The organism is Streptomyces sp. NPDC046308, assembly GCF_055588065.1.
The window spans coordinates 40764-58425 of record NZ_JBVJFB010000002.1 but is presented as its reverse complement, the minus strand read 5'-3'; the positions used below and the strand labels follow the sequence as shown (position 1 = coordinate 58425).

The following is a 17662-nucleotide window of genomic DNA, read 5'->3' as shown; positions in this document are numbered from 1 at the left end:
GTCGGCGTTGGAGGCGCGGGGTTCGGGGCGGAGCCCCGAGACGTGGCGCGGCACGCGCTCGCGGCGGGTACCGGCCCGGGGTGCGGGCCGGAGCCCGGAAGGCCGCCGGGCAGCGGTCAGCGGGCGGCCATGCGCGCGGCGAGCGCAAGGGTGCGGTGCGCGCCCGCCACCACCGCCGGGTCGACGAAGCGCCCGTCCGGCAGCGCCAGCGCCCCCGGCGTGGCCCGTGCCGCGCTCAGGACCTCCACGGCCGCGTCGACCTCCTCCGGCGCCGGGAGATAGGCCCGCTCGATCACCGGCAGCTGGCGCGGGTGGATCGCCGCCCGGCCGAAGAAGCCGAGGGACCGGCCGTGGGCACAGGAGCCGGCCAGCGCCTCCAGGTCCCGGATGTCCGGGAACACCGACTGGGCCGGCGGCGCCAGCCCCGCCGCACGGGCCGCCACCACCACCCGCGACCGGCACCAGTCCAGGCCCGCCTCCGCGCTGACGGCCAGATCGGCCCGCAGGTCCGCCTCGCCGAGGGAGAGCCCGCGCAGGGCGGGGTGCGCGCGGGCGATCTCGTACGCGCGCTCCACGCCCAGCGCCGACTCCAGCAGCGCGTGCAGGCCGACCCCGCCGGTGCGGTCGGCGATGGCGCCGATCTGCTCGGGGGCGCTGATCTTGGGCAGCCGCAGCCCCGCGAGCCCGTGCAGCCCGGCGAGCGCGTTGAGGTCGGCGCTGCCCCAGGGGGAGTCCAGGGCGTTGACGCGGACGTGCACCGGGACCGCGGGCCGCTCGCCGAGCAGTTCGGCGGTGGCGGCGCGGGCGTACTCCTTGCGGGAGGCCGGCACCGCGTCCTCCAGGTCGACGATCACGGCGTCCGCCCCGCAGCCGAGGGCCTTGGCGACCACCCCCGGGCGGTCGCCGGGTGCGTACAGCCAGGTCAGGATCACAGGGCCCCCTCGGTCCGCAGCGCGGAGATCTCGGCCCGGGTCAGCCCGAGCTCGGTCAGGACCTCGTCGGTGTCCGCGCCGTGCGGGCGGCCGGCCCAGCGGATCCCGCCGGGGGTCTCGGACAGCCGGAAGAGGATGTTCTGCATCCGTAGGGGGCCCAGCTCCGGGTCCTCGATCTCGGTGACCGTGTCGAGGGCCGCGAACTGGGGGTCGGCCATCACGTCCCGGATGTCGTACACGAGGGCCACGGCCGCCTCGGCGTCCTCGAAGGCGGCGACGACCTCCTCGGCCTTGTGCCGCGCGATCCAGCCGCCGACGGCGTCGTCCAGGACGTCCGCGTGCCGGGCCCGCCCCGCGCCCGTCGCGAACCAGGGCTCCGCGATCAGCTCCGGCCGGCCGACCAGCCGTACGACCCGCTCGGCGATGGACTGGGCCGAGGTGGACACCGCCAGCCAGCGGCCGTCGGCACTGCGGTAGGTGTTGCGGGGGGCGTTGTTCGCGGAGCGGTTGCCGGTGCGGGGCTGGACGTAGCCGAGCTGGTCGTACCAGAGCGGGTGCGGGCCGAGCACCGTGAGGATCGGCTCGATGATGGCCAGGTCCACGACCTGGCCGTGCCCGGTGCGGTCGCGCCCGGCCAGGGCCGTCATCACCGCGTACGCGGTGGTCAGCGCCGCGATCGAGTCGGCGAGCCCGAAGGGGGGCAGGGTCGGCGGCCCGTCCTGTTCCCCGGTGATCGCGGCGAAACCGCTCATGGCCTCGGCCAGGGTGCCGAAGCCCGGGCGGTGGGCGTACGGGCCCTGCTGGCCGAAGGCCGTCACGCGGGCGAGGACGAGGCGCGGGTTGGCGGCGGACAGCTCGGGCCAGCCGAGGCCCCACTTCTCGAGCGTGCCGGGGCGGAAGTTCTCGATGACCACGTCGGCGGTGGCGGCCAGGCGCAGCAGGGTGTCCCGGCCGCCCGGGGCCGACAGGTCGAGGGTCATCGTCCGCTTGTTCCGGCCGAGCAGCTTCCACCACAGGCCGATGCCGTCCTTGGCGGGGCCGTGGCCGCGGGAGGGGTCGGGGATGCCGGGGTGCTCGACCTTGACCACCTCGGCGCCGAAGTCGCCGAGCAGGGTGGCGGCGAGCGGCCCGGCGAAGAGGGTGGCCAGGTCGAGCACGCGCAGCCCCTCCAGGGGCCCGGTGGTCGTCACGAGGCGGCCCCGGGCCGCGCCGTGGCGAAGGCGTCGGTTTCCGGGCGGGTCGGCATCGAGTCCTGGGCACCGGGGCGCTGGACGGACAGCGCAGCCGCCGCCGAGGCCCAGTGCAGCGCCTCGGGCATCGGCCGGCCCTCGCCCAGGGCCACGGAGAGCGCGCCGACGAAGGTGTCCCCGGCGGCGGTGGTGTCCACGGCCCGGACCCGGGGCGCGGGCACGGTGAGGGACTCCCGGCCGCGGGCGGCGTACAGGACTCCGGCCGCGCCGAGGGTGATCACCACCTCGGGCACGTCGTGGAGCAGGGCCTCGGCGGCCTGGCCGGGGTCGGTGAGGCCGGTGAGGGCGGCCGCCTCGTGCTCGTTGGGCACGAGGAGGTCGGTGGTGGCGAGGAGTTCGGCGGGCAGGGGCTGGGCCGGGGCCGGGGTGAGGACCGTACGGACGCCGTGCGCGCGGGCGGCGAGGGCGCCGGCCAGGACGGCGGTGAGGGGGAGTTCGAGCTGGAGGAGGAGGGCGCCGGCGGCGGCGATCCGGGCCTCGTCCCCGGCCTCCAGGCCGGTGACGCGGGCGTTGGCGCCGGGGATGACGATGATGCTGTTGCCGCCCTCGTCGTCCACGGTGATGTGGGCGGTGCCGCTCGCGCCCTCGACGGTCCGCAGGCCCGCGGTGTCGATCCCGTCGGCGGTGAGCGCGGAGCGCAGCCGTACGCCGAACTCGTCCGTCCCGACCGCGCCGATCATCACCACCTCCCCGCCGGAGCGGGCGGCCGCGACGGCCTGGTTGGCGCCCTTGCCGCCGGGGACCGTGCGGAAGGACCGGCCGGTGACGGTCTCCCCGAGGCGGGGGGCCTTGGGGACGTAGGCGACGAGGTCCATGTTCGTACTGCCGAGCACGGCGATTGCCGTCATGAGCGTGCTGCCTCCTGTGCGGTGAGGTGGGCGAGGGTGTCGAAGCCGATGCCGTCGAAGCCGGGGACGGTGGTGGCGAGACGGTTCTTGAGCGGGGCGGTCCAGCGGTCCGGGAGGGCGCCGGGGGAGCCGGCGAGCAGTGCGGCGAGGGCGCCGGCGGTGGCCCCGTTGGAGTCGGTGTCCCAGCCGCCGGACACGGCGCGGCAGACGGAACGGGTGAAGTCCCCGTCGGCGTGGGTGAGGGCGGCGGCGAGCAGGGCCGTGTTGGGGACGGCGTGCACCCAGTGGTAGTGCCCGTAGCGGGCGTGCAGCCGGTCGACGACGAGGTCGAAGTCCGGTTCGTCCGCGGCCGCCCGGATCCCGAGGCGGACGGCCTCGGCGAGGCGGGAGCGGGGCGGTACGACGGCCAGCCCGGCCCGGAGCGCGGTGTGGACGTCGGCCCGGCCGGTGGCGGCCTCGGCGGTGGCGGCCGCGACGAAGAGGGCGGCGTAGACGCCGTTGCCGGTGTGGGTGAGGGTGGCGTCCCGGTAGGCCTGGGCCGCGGCGGCCGCCGGGTCGCCCGGGTTGGTCCAGCCGTGGACGTCGGCGCGGATGAGGGCGCCGATCCATTCACGGAAGGGGTTGTGGTGGGTGGCGGTGGCGGGCGGCTCCAGTCCGAGCAGGAGGTTGCGGTACGCGACGCGCTCGGCGGTGAAGGTGCGCCCTGCGGGCAGTTCGTCGAGCCAGAGGCGGGCGACGTCGGCGGTGGTGAAGCCCTTGCCGTGGCGCCGGAGGAGGACCAGGCCGAGCAGGGGGTAGTTGAGGTCGTCGTCCTCGGGCATGCCGTCGATGTTCTCGGCGAGCGAGGTGGGGGCGGAGCGGCGGTTCCAGGGGTAGGCGGCCAGTACCTCCGGCGGTACGCCGCGTTCGCTGAACCAGTCGTTCAGCGGCCAGTTGCCGGTGGCGCGGGCCAGCGCCCGGATCCCCTCCAGGGGGAGCTTCTCGACGGGCTTGCCGAGCAGGCAGCCGGCGGCCCGCCCGAGCCAGGCGGCTTCCAGCCGGGTCCGCAGCTCCGGGTCCACCTCCGGGTCCGGGTCCGGGTCGTGCCCGGCCCGGGCGGGGTTCCGCTCTGCCGCCGAGACGCCCGGGCCGCCTCCGCCGGGGGACCGGACCTGTCCGGCGGCCTCCGGCCGGGGCCGTGCGTCACGGGCGGCGGGGGCTGGGTCCCGCTCGGTGGCCGGGGCGCCCGCGCGCGGGGCCGGGCCGTCCGCGCAGGGATGCGCGTCCTGCCCGGCGGGGGCCGGGTCCCGTTCGGTGGGCGGGGTGCCGGGGCGGGTGGCGCCTCGGCGTGTGGGGGTGCGGCGCGGCCAGTCGGGACAGGCGGCGACGATCGCCCGCCAGGGCTGGGGTTCGGCGGCGGACAGGGGGGACTTCTGCGCGGCGAGTTCGTCCAGCAGGCCGACCGCGAGGGCCCGCAGCTCCGGCGGGGCCGGGTTCGGGGAGGCGCCGGCGCGGTCCGGGGCCGGGCTGCCGCCCGCCGCCAGCCAGGCGCGCCGGGCCGGCTCCGGGTTCCGGCCGTCCTCGGCCGCCTGGCGCAGCTCGTGCCCGACGAGGTCCTCGGGCTGGGCCCACGTGAGCCGGACGCAGTCCCGGGCGCAGGCCGCGGACGCCGTCACCGCGGGGCCGAGATCGAGGTGAAGGCCGACTCGTGGGCCCGGCGGCGGTCCCGGTCGAGCGCGAAGACCTCCCGGGCCACGGCGGCCATGGCCAGCGCCGGGGCGTGCAGGTCGAGGCGGCTGGCCTCGGCGACCTGCTTGGCCCACACGGCCGGCACCACGGCCTCGCCGCCGAGGGCCCCGGCGATCGCCCCCGCCATGGTGGCGATGGAGTCGCAGTCGCGGCCGTAGTTGACCGCGCCGAGCACCGAGGGCTCGTACGCGCCGTCCGCGACCAGCAGCATGCCCAGCGCGATCGGCAGTTCCTCGATGGAGTGCAGTCGGGAGGGGCGGCGGGCACCGAGCGAGGGGGCGCGGTAGTCCGGGCCGACCGAGTCGTACGGGGCCACGGCCGCCCGCAGCGGGGCCAGCGCCGACTCGAAGTCCCGGTGGCCGGCGGCCACTTCGCGGACGGCGGCGATCGCGGCGCGCGTGCCGTCCTTGGCCAGGGACAGGGCCGTGTCCACCACCGAGGCGGCCGTCGCGCCGGGCACGCACGCGGCCGCCACCGCCGCCGCGAACACGCCCGCCGCCTCCCGCCCGTACGAGGACTGGTGCGCGCCGGCGATGTCCAGCGCCTCCGCGTACGCGCCCGCCGGGTTGCCCGCGTTGGCGAGGCCCACCGGAGCCATGTACATCGCGGCCCCGCAGTTGACGATGTTCCCGCTGCCGGCCTCGCGGGGGTCGACGTGCGCGTAGTGCAGCCGGGTGACGATCCACTTCTCGGCGAGGAAGATCCGCTGCAACGGCAGTGCCTCGGCCTCCAGTTCGGGGATCCACCGCGGGTTGTTCATGAGGTCCGGGACCAGGTGTTCGGCGATCGCGTGGGAGTCGAGGTGGTCGCGTACGGCCTCGTACACGCGGACCAGCGCGTGCGTCATCAACGTGTCGTCCGTGACGTGCCCGTCACCCTTGTGGTACGGGGCGATGGGGCGGGCCGTGCGCCAGTTCTCGTGCCACGGGCCGACGATGCCGTGCACGCGGCCGCCGTACCGTTCCACGATCTGGTCCGGGGTCCAGCCCTCCACGGGGCCGCCGAGCGCGTCGCCGACGGCGGCTCCGACGAGAGCGCCGCAGGCCCGGTCCTCCAACGTGAGCGTCATGTCCGAATCATCCCCTGAGGTTTGGGTGAGGTGAGTTCCGTGCGCGCGAGGAGCGCGGCGAGTTCCACGAGGTCGGTGCCGGCGAGGCGGGGGAGGGCGCAGCCGGAGAGGGTGCGGCAGGCCTCGCGCCAGGCGGCGGGGATCGAATCGCCGCCGCCGAGCACGCCGGTGAGGGCGCCGGCGAGGGCGGGGGCGGAGTCCGCGACGCGGGACAGGCAGGCGGCCGCCGGGACGGCCTCGGTCACCCTGCCGCGGGCGGCGGTCGCGAGGGCGAGGGCCACGGGGACGGTCTCGGCGGCGGCGATCCCGTAGCTGTAGACGTGGTCCACGATCTCGTGTTCGAGGATGGGGACGATGGCGAAGGCGCCGCCGCCGTCGGTGCGGGTACGGGCGAGGTTGACGGCGTGACGGGCGTTGCGGCCGATCTCGGTGGCCTCGGGGAGCTGGGCGAGGGCGGCCTCCACGGCGGCGTCGACGTCCGCGGTGGTGAGGGCGGTGGCGATGGCAGCGGCCATGGCACGGGCGCCGTGGACGCCGTCGCCGTCCTGGGTGTAGCGGGCGTCGAACTCGGCGAGGTCGGCGGCGGCCGCGGCGTCGCCCGGGTGGACGACGGCGAGCACGCAGGCGCGGACGCAGGCGGCGTCGTCGAAGTAGTGCGGGTTGTCGTGGCCGGTGGCGGGCGGGCGCAGGCCGGTGGCGAGGTTGCCGAGGCCGGCGCGTACGGAGATCCGGGCGCGCAGGGGGAGGACGGCGGACTCGACCTCGGGCGCGCGTTCCGCTGCCGCGGCGACCTCGGAGGCCAGGGCGTTCCACGCGAGGTCGATCGCGGCGCGCATGCGGCGGGACCGGGAGAGGTCGCTGAGCAGGACGCCGGCGGCGGTGAGCACGGACTCGGCGGCGAAGGCGGCCCACTCGGCGTCGTCGGACGGGCCGAGGCGCAGGGGTTCGGGGGGCTGGTTGAGGGCGATGGGGACGGGGAGGGTGGTGGTGGCGTTCTGCTCGGCGAAGGTGTCGAGCTCGCGGGTGAGGCGGCGGGTCCACTCGGGCATCCGGCTGGCGCGGTGGCGGGCGGCGGGCCACCCGGCCGCGTCGCCTGCGGCGAGCCCGAGCAGCAGCCCCTCGATCCGCCGGGCCCCTGCGGGGGGCTCGGCGGGCCTGGCGGGCGCCGGGGGCAGCTCGACGATCCGGACCCCGGCGATCCGGAGCCCGGGCCCTGCGCCGACCACCCCGAAGCCCACCCCCCCACCCCACCCGACGGTGACCGCAGCCCCAACCACCGCCCCACCCCCGCCCAGCGGCCCGCCGCCGGTTGTGGGTACGCCCCCGGCCCCGGCCAGGGGCCCGCCCCCGGTTGTGGCTACGCCTTCGGCCCCGGCCAGGAGCCCGGCCCCGGTTGTGGCTCCGGCTCCGGCTTCGCCCCCGGGCAGGGCACGGGCCCCGGTCGACACCTCGGCTTCGGCCCCGGCGCGGGCTCGGCCCCCGGCCCCGGCCGGGGGTGCCGCGGCTACGCCTCCGGCCCAAGCCAAAGGCCCGGCTCCGGCCCCAGCCTGGAGGCCGCCCCCGGCGAGGGCGCGGGCCTCGGCTCCGGCCGGGGCCCCGGTCAGGGGGCTGCCCCCGGCCCCGGCTCCGGCCCCGGCCAGGGGCCCGGCCCCGGCCGGGGGTGCCGCGGCTACGCCTCCGGCCCAAGCCAAAGGCCCGGCTCCGGCCCCAACCTGGAGGCCGCCCCCGGCGAGGGCGCGGGCCTCGGCTCCGGCCGGGGCCCCGGTCAGGGGGCTGCCCCCGGCCCCGGCTCCGGACACGGTTGCGGCCCCGGCCAGGGGCTCGGCCGCCCGGGTGGCGGCTTTGGCTGCGGTTGGGGGGCGGTCCTCGGGGGCTTCGGGTGGTCCTGGGACAGGAGGCGGGGTGGGGGGCGTCATCGGGGGGCCTCGTATTCGGGGGTGAGGAGGTCCGCGATGTCGAGGACGTGGTAGCCCCGCATCGAGGGGAGGCAGCTGCCGCGGACCGGGCCGATGGCCGAGGACCAGGCGGCGGGGATCTCGGCGGCGCCCGACATCGCGCCGGCGAGGGCGCCCGCCACCGCCGCCGTGGTGTCCGCGTCACGGCCCATGTTGACCGCGGTCAGGACCGAGGACGGGAAGTCGCCCCGGCAGGCGGCGAAGGCGCCGAAGGCGAGGCCGACGGCCTCGGGTGCCAGGTCCGTCCACGGGTAGCCGCCGATGACCACCGCCGAGCGCACGGCCCGTTCCCCGCGCGGGGCGGTGGTGACCGCCCGGCGCAGGGAGCGGGCCGTCCAGGAGTCGGACGGGATCACGGACAGGGCCGCGGAGACGACGGACGCCGGGCTGCCGCCGGCCATGGCCGCCGCCACGCCCGCCGCCACCGCCTGGCCGCCATAGATGCCCTCGCCGTCGTGGCTGACCGAGCCGTCGATGGCGACGAGCCGGGCCGCTTCGGCGGGCCGGCCCGCCGCGAAGACGCCGAAGGGGGCCGCCCGCATCGCGAGACCGTCCGACCACGCGTGCCGGTGCTGGGCGGAGATGGGGGCCGCGAGCCCCCGGCGCAGGTTCTCCAGCGTGCCGCGCTCCGAGAAGCCCGCGCCCCGGAAGGGGCCCTCGTCGAGGTCCGCGATCCAGTGGTGCCAGGCCCGCTCCACGTGGGAGACCGTGAGCGCCGAGCCATGGCGGGCCAGCAGCAGCCCGGAGAAGATCGCGTACTCGGTGTCGTCCGTGCCCGCCGGGTCCTCCGACACGAAGCCCTCGATGCGGCCCCATTTCGCCCGGATCTCCGACGGCTTCATGTTCTCCGCCGGGGCGCCCAGCGCGTCGCCCACCGCGAGCCCGAGGAGAGCGCCCCTGGCCCGTTCGAGGAGGACCTGCGGATCGCATGCAATCAGCTTCACCGGCTCCATGGCGCGCCTCTCCACATTGGATGGGGCTCATCATGAGCCCTTGGGGGATTTGTGCCATGGCATGTGGTTTGTCGCTCGTCGCAAAACACCCCGCGAAGCCGGTCGTCACCCGGTCGCCGACCCGCAAAACCGCAGGTAAGTACGGCCTTCCTTGCTGGCGGGCGGCGGAAATCGTGCGTAGTTTCGAGGTGTTCGGGGGGAGCGGGGTGTCTCGCGGCACCCGTTGGCACAAATGGGGAGGTATCTCAACATGTCCATCATCGACATCGAAGCACCGCTGCACACCGCGCACCGGGACAACCACACCCATCGCGACGTCAATGGCGGATGGCTGCGGCCGGCCGTCTTCGGTGCCATGGACGGGCTCGTCTCCAACCTCGCCCTGATGACCGGCGTGGCCGGCGGCGCCGTCGCCCCGCAGACCATCGTCATCACCGGACTGGCGGGCCTCGCGGCCGGCGCCTTCTCGATGGCGGCCGGCGAGTACACCTCCGTCGCCTCGCAGCGCGAACTGGTCCTCGCCGAACTGGACATAGAGCGCCAGCAGTTGCGCAAGCACCCGGTGGACGAGATGGAGGAGCTGGCCGAGCTCTACGTCTCCCGGGGCGTCGAGCCCGCGCTCGCCCGCGAGGTCGCCAAGCAGCTGTCCCGCGACCCCGAGCAGGCGCTGGAGATCCACGCCCGCGAGGAGCTCGGGATCGACCCCGACGACCTGCCCTCGCCGATCGTCGCCGCGGTCTCGTCCTTCGGCTCCTTCGCGCTGGGCGCGCTGCTCCCCGTACTGCCGTACCTGCTCGGCGCCACCGCCCTGTGGCCCGCGGTGCTGCTCGCGCTGGTCGGCCTCTTCGCCTGCGGCGCGGTCGTCTCCCGGGTCACCGCCCGGTCCTGGTGGTACAGCGGTCTGCGCCAGCTCGTCCTCGGTGGCGCGGCCGCCGGTGTGACGTACATCCTGGGAACCTGGATCGGCGGAGCCATAGGCTGACCGGCCTCGGAGTGAGACACTATGCAGCGCACCACATAAGTAGTCCGTTACTCGGCGGTTTCGATCCCGTGTCCGCCGGGAATCAGTCCAGGACTCCGGGCAACGATGCCCGCCCTGCATCCGGGACCTTCGCCTCGTGCTGCGTCGGTCTGCGTTCGTGGAACGCCGCGAAAGTCCCCTCTTTCTGCTTCGCGCAGTGTCCGCATGCTGGAATGGCATATCCGCTTCTCGGGATTGTCGTCATCATGTAATCTGCACGAAATTTCGCAGAGGGCCAACGTCGTCCCTCGGCTATGCACATATGCCACGACGACGACGGGAGAGCCGATGCGTTCCGCATCCACGCACTCCGCGACCGGCCCCAGCACCAACGCCTGGTCGCCCATGGACGGTCGCCCCGCCCAGCAGGGCATGTACGACCCGCGCAACGAGAAGGACGCCTGTGGCGTCGGATTCGTGGCGAACCTCACCGGCGAGGCCACCCACACTCTCGTTGAGCAGGCCCTGACCGTATTGCGGAACCTCGAGCACCGCGGCGCGACCGGCTCCGAGCCGGACTCGGGCGACGGCGCCGGAATCCTCAGCCAGGTCCCGGACGCGTTCCTGCGCGAGGTGGCCGGCTTCGAGCTCCCCGAGGCCGGCGCGTACGCCGTCGGCATCGCCTTCCTCCCCGCCGACGGCACCGCACAGGCCGTCGCCGTGGAGCAGATCGAGGCCATCGCCGCCCAGGAGAACCTCACGGTCCTCGGCTGGCGCGAGGTCCCGGTCACCCCGGACCTGCTCGGCAACGGCGCCCGCGCCACCATGCCGGCCTTCTCCCAGCTCTTCGTGAGCAACGGGACGACGGGCATCGAGCTGGACCGCAAGGCCTTCGTGCTGCGCAAGCGCGCCGAGCGCGAGGCCGGGGTCTACTTCCCGTCGCTCTCCGCGCGCACCATCGTCTACAAGGGCATGCTGACCACCGGCCAGCTCGAGCCCTTCTTCCCCGACCTCTCCGACCGTCGCTTCGCCTCGACGCTCGCGCTGGTCCACTCGCGGTTCTCCACGAACACCTTCCCGTCCTGGCCGCTCGCCCACCCGTACCGCTTCGTCGCCCACAACGGCGAGATCAACACGGTCAAGGGCAACCGGAACTGGATGAAGGCCCGCGAGTCCCAGCTGGCCTCCGAGGCCTTCGGCGACGGCGTGCTGGACCGGATCTTCCCGATCTGCACCCCGGACGCCTCCGACTCGGCCTCCTTCGACGAGGTCCTGGAGCTGCTCCACCTCGGCGGCCGCTCGCTCCCGCACAGCGTGCTGATGATGATCCCGGAGGCGTGGGAGAACCACACCTCCATGGACCCGGCCCGCCGCGCGTTCTACAAGTACCACTCCACCCAGATGGAGCCCTGGGACGGCCCGGCCTGCGTCACCTTCACCGACGGCACCCAGGTCGGCGCGGTCCTCGACCGCAACGGTCTGCGCCCCGGCCGCTACTGGGTGACCGACGACGGCCTCGTCGTCCTCGGCTCCGAGGTCGGCGTGCTCGACATCGACCCGGCCAAGGTCGTCCGCAAGGGCCGCCTGCAGCCCGGCAAGATGTTCCTCGTCGACACCGCCCAGAAGCGGATCATCGAGGACGACGAGATCAAGAACGAGCTGGCCGCCGCCGCCCCGTACGCGGAGTGGCTGGAGACCGGCGAGATCGAGCTGTCGGACCTGCCCGAGCGTGAGCACATCGTGCACACCCACGCCTCGGTCACCCGCCGCCAGCAGACCTTCGGCTACACCGAGGAAGAGCTGCGCGTCATCCTCGCGCCGATGGCCCGTACGGGCGGCGAGCCGCTCGGCTCCATGGGTACGGACTCCCCGATCGCGGCCCTGTCCGAGCGCCCCCGGCTGCTCTTCGACTACTTCACCCAGCTCTTCGCGCAGGTCACCAACCCGCCGCTGGACGCCATCCGCGAGGAGCTCGTCACCTCGCTGCTGTCCTCGCTCGGCCCGCAGGGCAACCTGCTGGAGTCGACCGCCGCGTCCTGCCGCAGCGTCACCCTGCCCTTCCCGGTGATCGACAACGACGAGCTGGCCAAGCTCATCCACATCAACGCCGACGGCGACATGCCGGGCATGAAGGCCGCCACGCTCTCCGGCCTCTACCGGGTCTCCGGCGGCGGCGAGGCGCTGGCCGCGCGGATCGAGGAGATCCGGGGCGAGGTCGACGCGGCCATCGCGAACGGCGCGCACCTCATCGTCCTCTCGGACCGCCACTCGGACGCCGAGCACGCGCCGATCCCGTCGCTGCTGCTCACCTCCGCCGTGCACCACCACCTCATCGCCACCAAGCAGCGCACCCAGGTGGGCCTGCTGGTCGAGGCCGGTGACGTCCGCGAGGTCCACCACGTCGCGCTGCTGATCGGCTACGGCGCCGCCGCGGTCAACCCGTACCTGGCCATGGAGTCCGTCGAGGACCTCCTGCGCGCCGGTACCTTCCTGACCGGCCTGGAGCCGGAGCAGGCCATCAAGAACCTGATCTACGCGCTCGGCAAGGGCGTCCTGAAGGTCATGTCCAAGATGGGCATCTCCACCGTCGCCTCCTACCGCGGCGCCCAGGTCTTCGAGGCCGTCGGCCTCAACGAGGACTTCGTCGGCACCTACTTCGCGGGCACCGCCACGAAGATCGGCGGCGCCGGCCTGGACGTCATCGCCAAGGAGGTGGCCGCCCGCCACGCCAAGGCCTACCCCGTCTCCGGCATCGCGGCCACGCACCGCGCGCTGGAGATCGGCGGCGAGTACCAGTGGCGCCGTGAGGGCGAGCCGCACCTGTTCGACCCGGAGACGGTCTTCCGCCTCCAGCACGCCACCCGCAACCGCCGGTACGACATCTTCCGGCAGTACACGGACCGCGTGAACGAGCAGTCCGAGCGCCTGATGACGCTCCGCGGCCTGTTCGGCTTCAAGAGCGACCGCCCGTCGATCTCCATCGACGAGGTCGAGCCGGTCTCCGAGATCGTCAAGCGCTTCTCCACCGGCGCGATGTCGTACGGCTCCATCTCCAAGGAGGCGCACGAGACCCTCGCCATCGCCATGAACCAGCTGGGCGCCAAGTCCAACACCGGTGAGGGCGGCGAGGACCCGGACCGCCTGTACGACCCGGCGCGGCGTTCGTCGATCAAGCAGGTCGCCTCCGGCCGCTTCGGCGTCACCTCCGAGTACCTGGTCAACGCGGACGACATCCAGATCAAGATGGCGCAGGGCGCCAAGCCCGGCGAGGGCGGCCAGCTGCCCGGCCACAAGGTCTACCCGTGGGTCGCCAAGACCCGGCACTCCACCCCGGGCGTCGGCCTGATCTCCCCGCCGCCGCACCATGACATCTACTCCATCGAGGACCTGGCTCAGCTGATCCACGACCTCAAGAACGCCAACCCGGTCGCCCGCATCCACGTGAAGCTGGTCTCCGAGGTCGGCGTGGGCACGGTCGCCGCGGGCGTCTCCAAGGCGCACGCGGACGTCGTCCTGATCTCCGGCCACGACGGCGGTACGGGTGCCTCCCCGCTCACCTCGCTCAAGCACGCGGGCGGCCCCTGGGAGCTCGGCCTCGCCGAGACCCAGCAGACCCTGCTGCTCAACGGGCTGCGCGACCGCATCGTCGTCCAGACCGACGGTCAGCTCAAGACCGGCCGCGACGTGGTCATCGCCGCACTGCTCGGCGCCGAGGAGTTCGGTTTCGCGACCGCGCCGCTCGTCGTCTCCGGCTGCGTCATGATGCGCGTCTGCCACCTGGACACCTGCCCGGTGGGCATCGCCACGCAGAACCCGGTCCTGCGCGAGCGCTTCTCCGGCAAGCCCGAGTTCGTCGTCAACTTCTTCGAGTTCATCGCGGAGGAGGTGCGCGAGCTCCTCGCCGAGCTGGGCTTCCGTACGATCGAGGAGGCCGTCGGCCACGCCGAGCTCCTCGACACGACGAAGGCCGTCACGCACTGGAAGGCGCAGGGTCTCGACCTGGAGCCGCTCTTCTACGTGCCGGAGCTGCCCGAGGGCGCGGTCCGCCACGCCCTGATCGAGCAGGACCACGGTCTGGAGAAGGCCCTCGACAACGAGCTGATCGAGCTCGCGGCCGACGCGCTGAACGCCGAGTCCGCCGAGGCCGCCCAGCCGGTCCGCGCCCAGGTCGCGATCCGCAACATCAACCGGACCGTCGGCACCATGCTCGGCCACCACGTCACCAAGAAGTTCGGCGGCGCGGGTCTGCCCGACAACACGATCGACCTGACCTTCACCGGTTCGGCCGGCCAGTCCTTCGGCGCCTTCGTGCCGAAGGGCATCACCCTCCGCCTGGAGGGCGACGCCAACGACTACGTCGGCAAGGGCCTCTCCGGCGGCCGGATCGTGGTCCGCCCGGACCGCGGCGCCGACCACCTCGCCGAGTACTCCACCATCGCCGGCAACACCATCGGCTACGGCGCCACCGGCGGCGAGATGTTCCTGCGCGGCCGCACCGGCGAGCGCTTCTGCGTCCGCAACTCCGGCGCCCTGGTCGTCTCGGAGGGCGTGGGCGACCACGGCTGCGAGTACATGACCGGCGGCACCGCGGTCGTCCTCGGCGAGACGGGCCGCAACTTCGCGGCCGGCATGTCGGGCGGCGTCGCGTACGTCGTCGACCTCGACCCGAACAACGTCAACGTCGGCAACGCGGGCGCGGTCGAGGCCCTGTCCGACACCGACAAGCAGTGGCTGCACGATGTGGTGCGCCGCCACGAGGAGGAGACCGGCTCGACCGTGGCCGCGAAGCTCCTGGCCGACTGGTCCGTCTCGGCGGACCGCTTCAGCAAGATCATCCCCACCACGTACAAGGCAGTGCTCGCCGCCAAGGACGCCGCTGAGCTCGCCGGACTCTCGGAATCCGAGACCACGGAGAAGATGATGGAGGCGGCGACCCATGGCTGACCCGAAGGGCTTCCTCACCACCCCGCGCGAGACCGCCTGCACGCGTCCTGTCGCCGACCGGCTGAAGGACTGGAACGAGGTCTACGTTCCGGGCTCGCTGCTCCCGATCATCAGCAAGCAGGCCGGCCGCTGCATGGACTGCGGCATCCCGTTCTGTCACAACGGGTGCCCGCTCGGGAACCTGATCCCCGAGTGGAACGACTTCGCCTACCGCGACGACTGGTCGGCGGCGAGCGAGCGCCTGCACGCCACGAACAACTTCCCGGAGTTCACGGGCCGTCTGTGCCCCGCTCCGTGTGAGTCGGCGTGCGTGCTGGGCATCAACCAGCCCGCCGTCACGATCAAGAACGTCGAAGTCTCGATCATCGACAAGGCCTGGGACAACGGCAACGTCACCCCGCAGCCGCCGGAGCGCCTCTCCGGCAAGACGGCCGCCGTCATCGGCTCCGGCCCGGCGGGCCTCGCCGCGGCCCAGCAGCTGACCCGGGCCGGGCACACCGTGGTGGTGTACGAGCGCGCCGACCGCGTCGGCGGCCTGCTGCGCTACGGCATCCCCGAGTTCAAGATGGAGAAGGTGCACATCAACCGCCGCATCGAGCAGATGCGCGCGGAGGGCACCAAGTTCCGTACCGGCATCGAGGTCGGCCGCGACATCACCGCCACCGACCTGCGCAAGCGGTTCGACGCGGTGGTCATCGCGGCGGGCGCCACGGTCTCCCGCGACCTCCCGGTCCCGGGCCGCGAGCTGAACGGCATCCACTTCGCGATGGAGTACCTGCCGCTCGCGAACAAGGTGCAGGAGGGCGACTTCATGGCGCCCCCCATCACCGCCGAGGGCAAGCACGTGGTCGTCATCGGCGGCGGCGACACCGGCGCTGACTGCGTCGGCACCGCCCACCGCCAGGGCGCGGCCTCCGTCACGCAGCTGGAGATCATGCCGAAGCCGTCCGAGGACCGCCCCACCGGGCAGCCCTGGCCGACGTTCCCCATGCTCTACAAGGTCACCTCGGCGCACGAGGAGGGCGGCGAGCGGGTCTACTCCGTCTCCACCACCCACTTCGAGGGCGACGAGGACGGCAACGTCCAGGCGCTGCACCTCGTCGAGGTCGAGTTCAAGGACGGCAAGCTGGAGCAGAAGCCGGGCACCGAGCGGGTCCTCCCGGCCCAGCTGGTCACCCTGGCGATGGGCTTCACGGGCACGGACCAGGCCAACGGCCTGGTCGACCAGTTCGGCCTGGCGCTGGACGCCCGCGGCAACATCGAGCGCGACGCCTCCTACGCGACCAACGTCGACGGCGTCTTCGTCGCCGGCGACGCGGGCCGCGGCCAGTCGCTCATCGTCTGGGCCATCGCGGAAGGCCGCTCGGCCGCCCGCGGCGTGGACCGCTTCCTGACCGGCACCAGTGCCCTCCCGTACCCGGTCAAGCCGACGGACCGCTCGCTGACGGTGTAACACCCGCAGCACCCCCGCCCTTCGGGGCGGGACCCCTCATACGGTCCGTACAACGGCGTACGGAACTCCGACACCGCGCCCGCCACGTCCCCGACCAGGGGTGGCGGGCGCGGTGGCGTTCTGTGGTCATATCAATGCGTTCCGTTGTTCCGGCGTCGCGGCGAGGACTACGCTCTTTCGCGGAGTGCGGGCACTGCGGAAGCGGGGAGTTGGCTCATGGCCAAGCCGAAGGACGAGGGTGGCGCGGAGACTCCGGAGGAGTTCGCCCGCGAGGAACTGCGGGGGAAGCGCGAGGCGGCGGGGTTGACCCAGGAGGGACTGGGCGAGCGGATCTTCGCTACAGGGTCGTACGTCGGGATGATGGAGAGCGGGCAGCGTCGACTGCGCCCTGAGATCGCGAAACTGATCGACAGGGAGTTGAACACGGGGGACTACTTCTTCCGCATGGCCAGGGCCTTCAAGTCCAAGCACATCGAGTACTTCGCCGCCGTGGCCGAGTTGGAAGGCGTGGCGACCGCCACCTACGAGTACGCCTGCACGCTGGTTCCCGGTCTGCTTCAGACGGAGGACTACGCCAGGGCCGTGATCCGGGCTGCCAGTCCGACGGCGCTTGCCGAGCGCGTTGAAGCCCTGGTCGCAGCACGTATCGAACGAGCGCGGCTCCTCGCCGATCCGGAGACCCCCGAGATGTGGGTCGTCCTGCACGAGTCGGTGCTGCGGACCGTGGTCGGGGGACCTGCTGTGATGGCCGCCCAGTTGAGGCACATCGCGTCGTACGTCCGGGCCCATCGGATCACCGTGCAGGTGGTGCCGTTCTCGGCCGGCGCCCATGGGGCGCTGAATTCGCTCGTGCGCATCCTGCAGTTCGCCGACGCACCCGACGTCGCCTACACGGAGGGGCCCCACGCGGGGCAGTTGCTCGACTATCCGGCGCTGGTCCAGCGGTACTGGAGGTCATACGATCTTGCCAGGGCCGCTGCGCTGTCGCCGGAGATGTCCCTGACCTTGATCGAGTCGGTGGCGGAGGAGTACGCGACATGCGCGCAGACCTGAACGGTTTGTCCTGGCGGAAGTCCTCGTACAGCAACGGAGAGGGCGGAGACTGCGTGGAGGTGTTCGACGACCTCCCCGGTGTGGTCCCCGTGCGCGACAGCAAGCTCGCGGGCGCGGGCCCGGTGCTGATGTTCCCGGCCGCCGCGTGGGCGCCGTTCATCGAGGCCGTGAAGCACCGAGCCTGATCCGCCGCGACCTATGACTGAGGATCGGCTCGCCTTCCGCGAGGTGTAGCTGCTCTCGTTCGTCGCCGGCCGGCGTCCGCGCGGTCACTTCTCCACGACCCGTACGCCCACGTGCCCGAGCGCGGCCAGGTCGAGCATCCGGGCGAGACCGGTTCACCCCCAAGCCAACGCAACTGGCTTCGGCCGCTACCGGCGTCCCCTCCGGGACGACCCCCGGTGGGCGAGGGCCGTAGCCCGCCGAACGACGGGGCCGAGCCCGATTCGCTCGTGCGGGTGATGCCCGGCGGTGCCGGGACGCCCGGGGGGCGGTGCCCGGCCACGCGGGCCCGCC

At 73.6% G+C, this 17662-nt stretch carries 12 protein-coding genes; 5 read left to right on the top strand and 7 right to left on the bottom strand.

Features of this window, described 5'->3' with window-relative positions:
- Window positions 1–116 precede the first annotated feature (116 nt).
- The 7 genes from ACZ6JT_RS07700 to ACZ6JT_RS07670 all read right to left on the bottom strand — a co-directional run bounded on the left by ACZ6JT_RS07700 (window position 117) and on the right by ACZ6JT_RS07670 (window position 8726).
- The gene (locus ACZ6JT_RS07700; protein WP_469208360.1) at window positions 117–932 is read right to left on the bottom strand and encodes an HpcH/HpaI aldolase/citrate lyase family protein; all 816 of its coding nucleotides are present in this window, start codon (window positions 930–932) and stop codon (window positions 117–119) included.
- On the bottom strand, window positions 929–2122 hold the full coding sequence (locus tag ACZ6JT_RS07695; RefSeq protein ID WP_469208358.1) for a CaiB/BaiF CoA transferase family protein: 1194 nt from the start codon (window positions 2120–2122) through the stop codon (window positions 929–931). Before ACZ6JT_RS07695 ends, ACZ6JT_RS07700 begins: the two co-directional genes overlap by 4 nt.
- Window positions 2119–3030, bottom strand: coding sequence for a ribokinase (gene rbsK, locus ACZ6JT_RS07690; protein ID WP_469208357.1), 912 nt, complete (start codon window positions 3028–3030; stop codon window positions 2119–2121). The genes ACZ6JT_RS07695 and rbsK overlap by 4 nt, the downstream gene beginning before the upstream one ends.
- Window positions 3027–4607: an ADP-ribosylglycohydrolase family protein gene (locus ACZ6JT_RS07685; protein WP_469209576.1), complete on the bottom strand. Its 1581-nt coding sequence runs from the start codon at window positions 4605–4607 to the stop codon at window positions 3027–3029. Before ACZ6JT_RS07685 ends, rbsK begins: the two co-directional genes overlap by 4 nt.
- Before the next feature lie 74 nt (window positions 4608–4681).
- Window positions 4682–5827, bottom strand: a complete 1146-nt coding sequence (locus ACZ6JT_RS07680; protein WP_469208355.1) for an ADP-ribosylglycohydrolase family protein — start codon at window positions 5825–5827, stop codon at window positions 4682–4684.
- A complete protein-coding gene (locus ACZ6JT_RS07675; protein ID WP_469209574.1) occupies window positions 5824–7011 on the bottom strand; it encodes an ADP-ribosylglycohydrolase family protein in 1188 nt (395 codons plus the stop codon). Before ACZ6JT_RS07675 ends, ACZ6JT_RS07680 begins: the two co-directional genes overlap by 4 nt.
- Before the next feature lie 728 nt (window positions 7012–7739).
- A complete protein-coding gene (locus tag ACZ6JT_RS07670; RefSeq protein ID WP_469208354.1) occupies window positions 7740–8726 on the bottom strand; it encodes an ADP-ribosylglycohydrolase family protein in 987 nt (328 codons plus the stop codon).
- Window positions 8727–8985: 259 nt separating this feature from the next.
- On the opposite strand from ACZ6JT_RS07670, the gene ACZ6JT_RS07665 reads away from it, so the two are divergent.
- From ACZ6JT_RS07665 to ACZ6JT_RS07645, 5 genes are all read left to right on the top strand, one after another.
- Window positions 8986–9717 (top strand): VIT1/CCC1 transporter family protein, encoded by a 732-nt coding sequence (locus tag ACZ6JT_RS07665; protein WP_469208352.1) that lies wholly within the window; start codon window positions 8986–8988, stop codon window positions 9715–9717.
- Window positions 9718–10101: 384 nt separating this feature from the next.
- Complete coding sequence (gene gltB, locus ACZ6JT_RS07660) at window positions 10102–14640, top strand: glutamate synthase large subunit (RefSeq protein ID WP_469209572.1); 4539 nt, start codon at window positions 10102–10104, stop codon at window positions 14638–14640.
- Entirely contained in the window at window positions 14633–16093 is a 1461-nt protein-coding gene (locus ACZ6JT_RS07655; protein WP_469208350.1) for a glutamate synthase subunit beta, read from the top strand. Before gltB ends, ACZ6JT_RS07655 begins: the two co-directional genes overlap by 8 nt.
- Before the next feature lie 216 nt (window positions 16094–16309).
- Window positions 16310–17146, top strand: coding sequence for a helix-turn-helix domain-containing protein (locus ACZ6JT_RS07650; protein WP_469208348.1), 837 nt, complete (start codon window positions 16310–16312; stop codon window positions 17144–17146).
- Window positions 17131–17331, top strand: a complete 201-nt coding sequence (locus tag ACZ6JT_RS07645; protein ID WP_469208346.1) for a DUF397 domain-containing protein — start codon at window positions 17131–17133, stop codon at window positions 17329–17331. Before ACZ6JT_RS07650 ends, ACZ6JT_RS07645 begins: the two co-directional genes overlap by 16 nt.
- Window positions 17332–17662 lie beyond the last annotated feature (331 nt).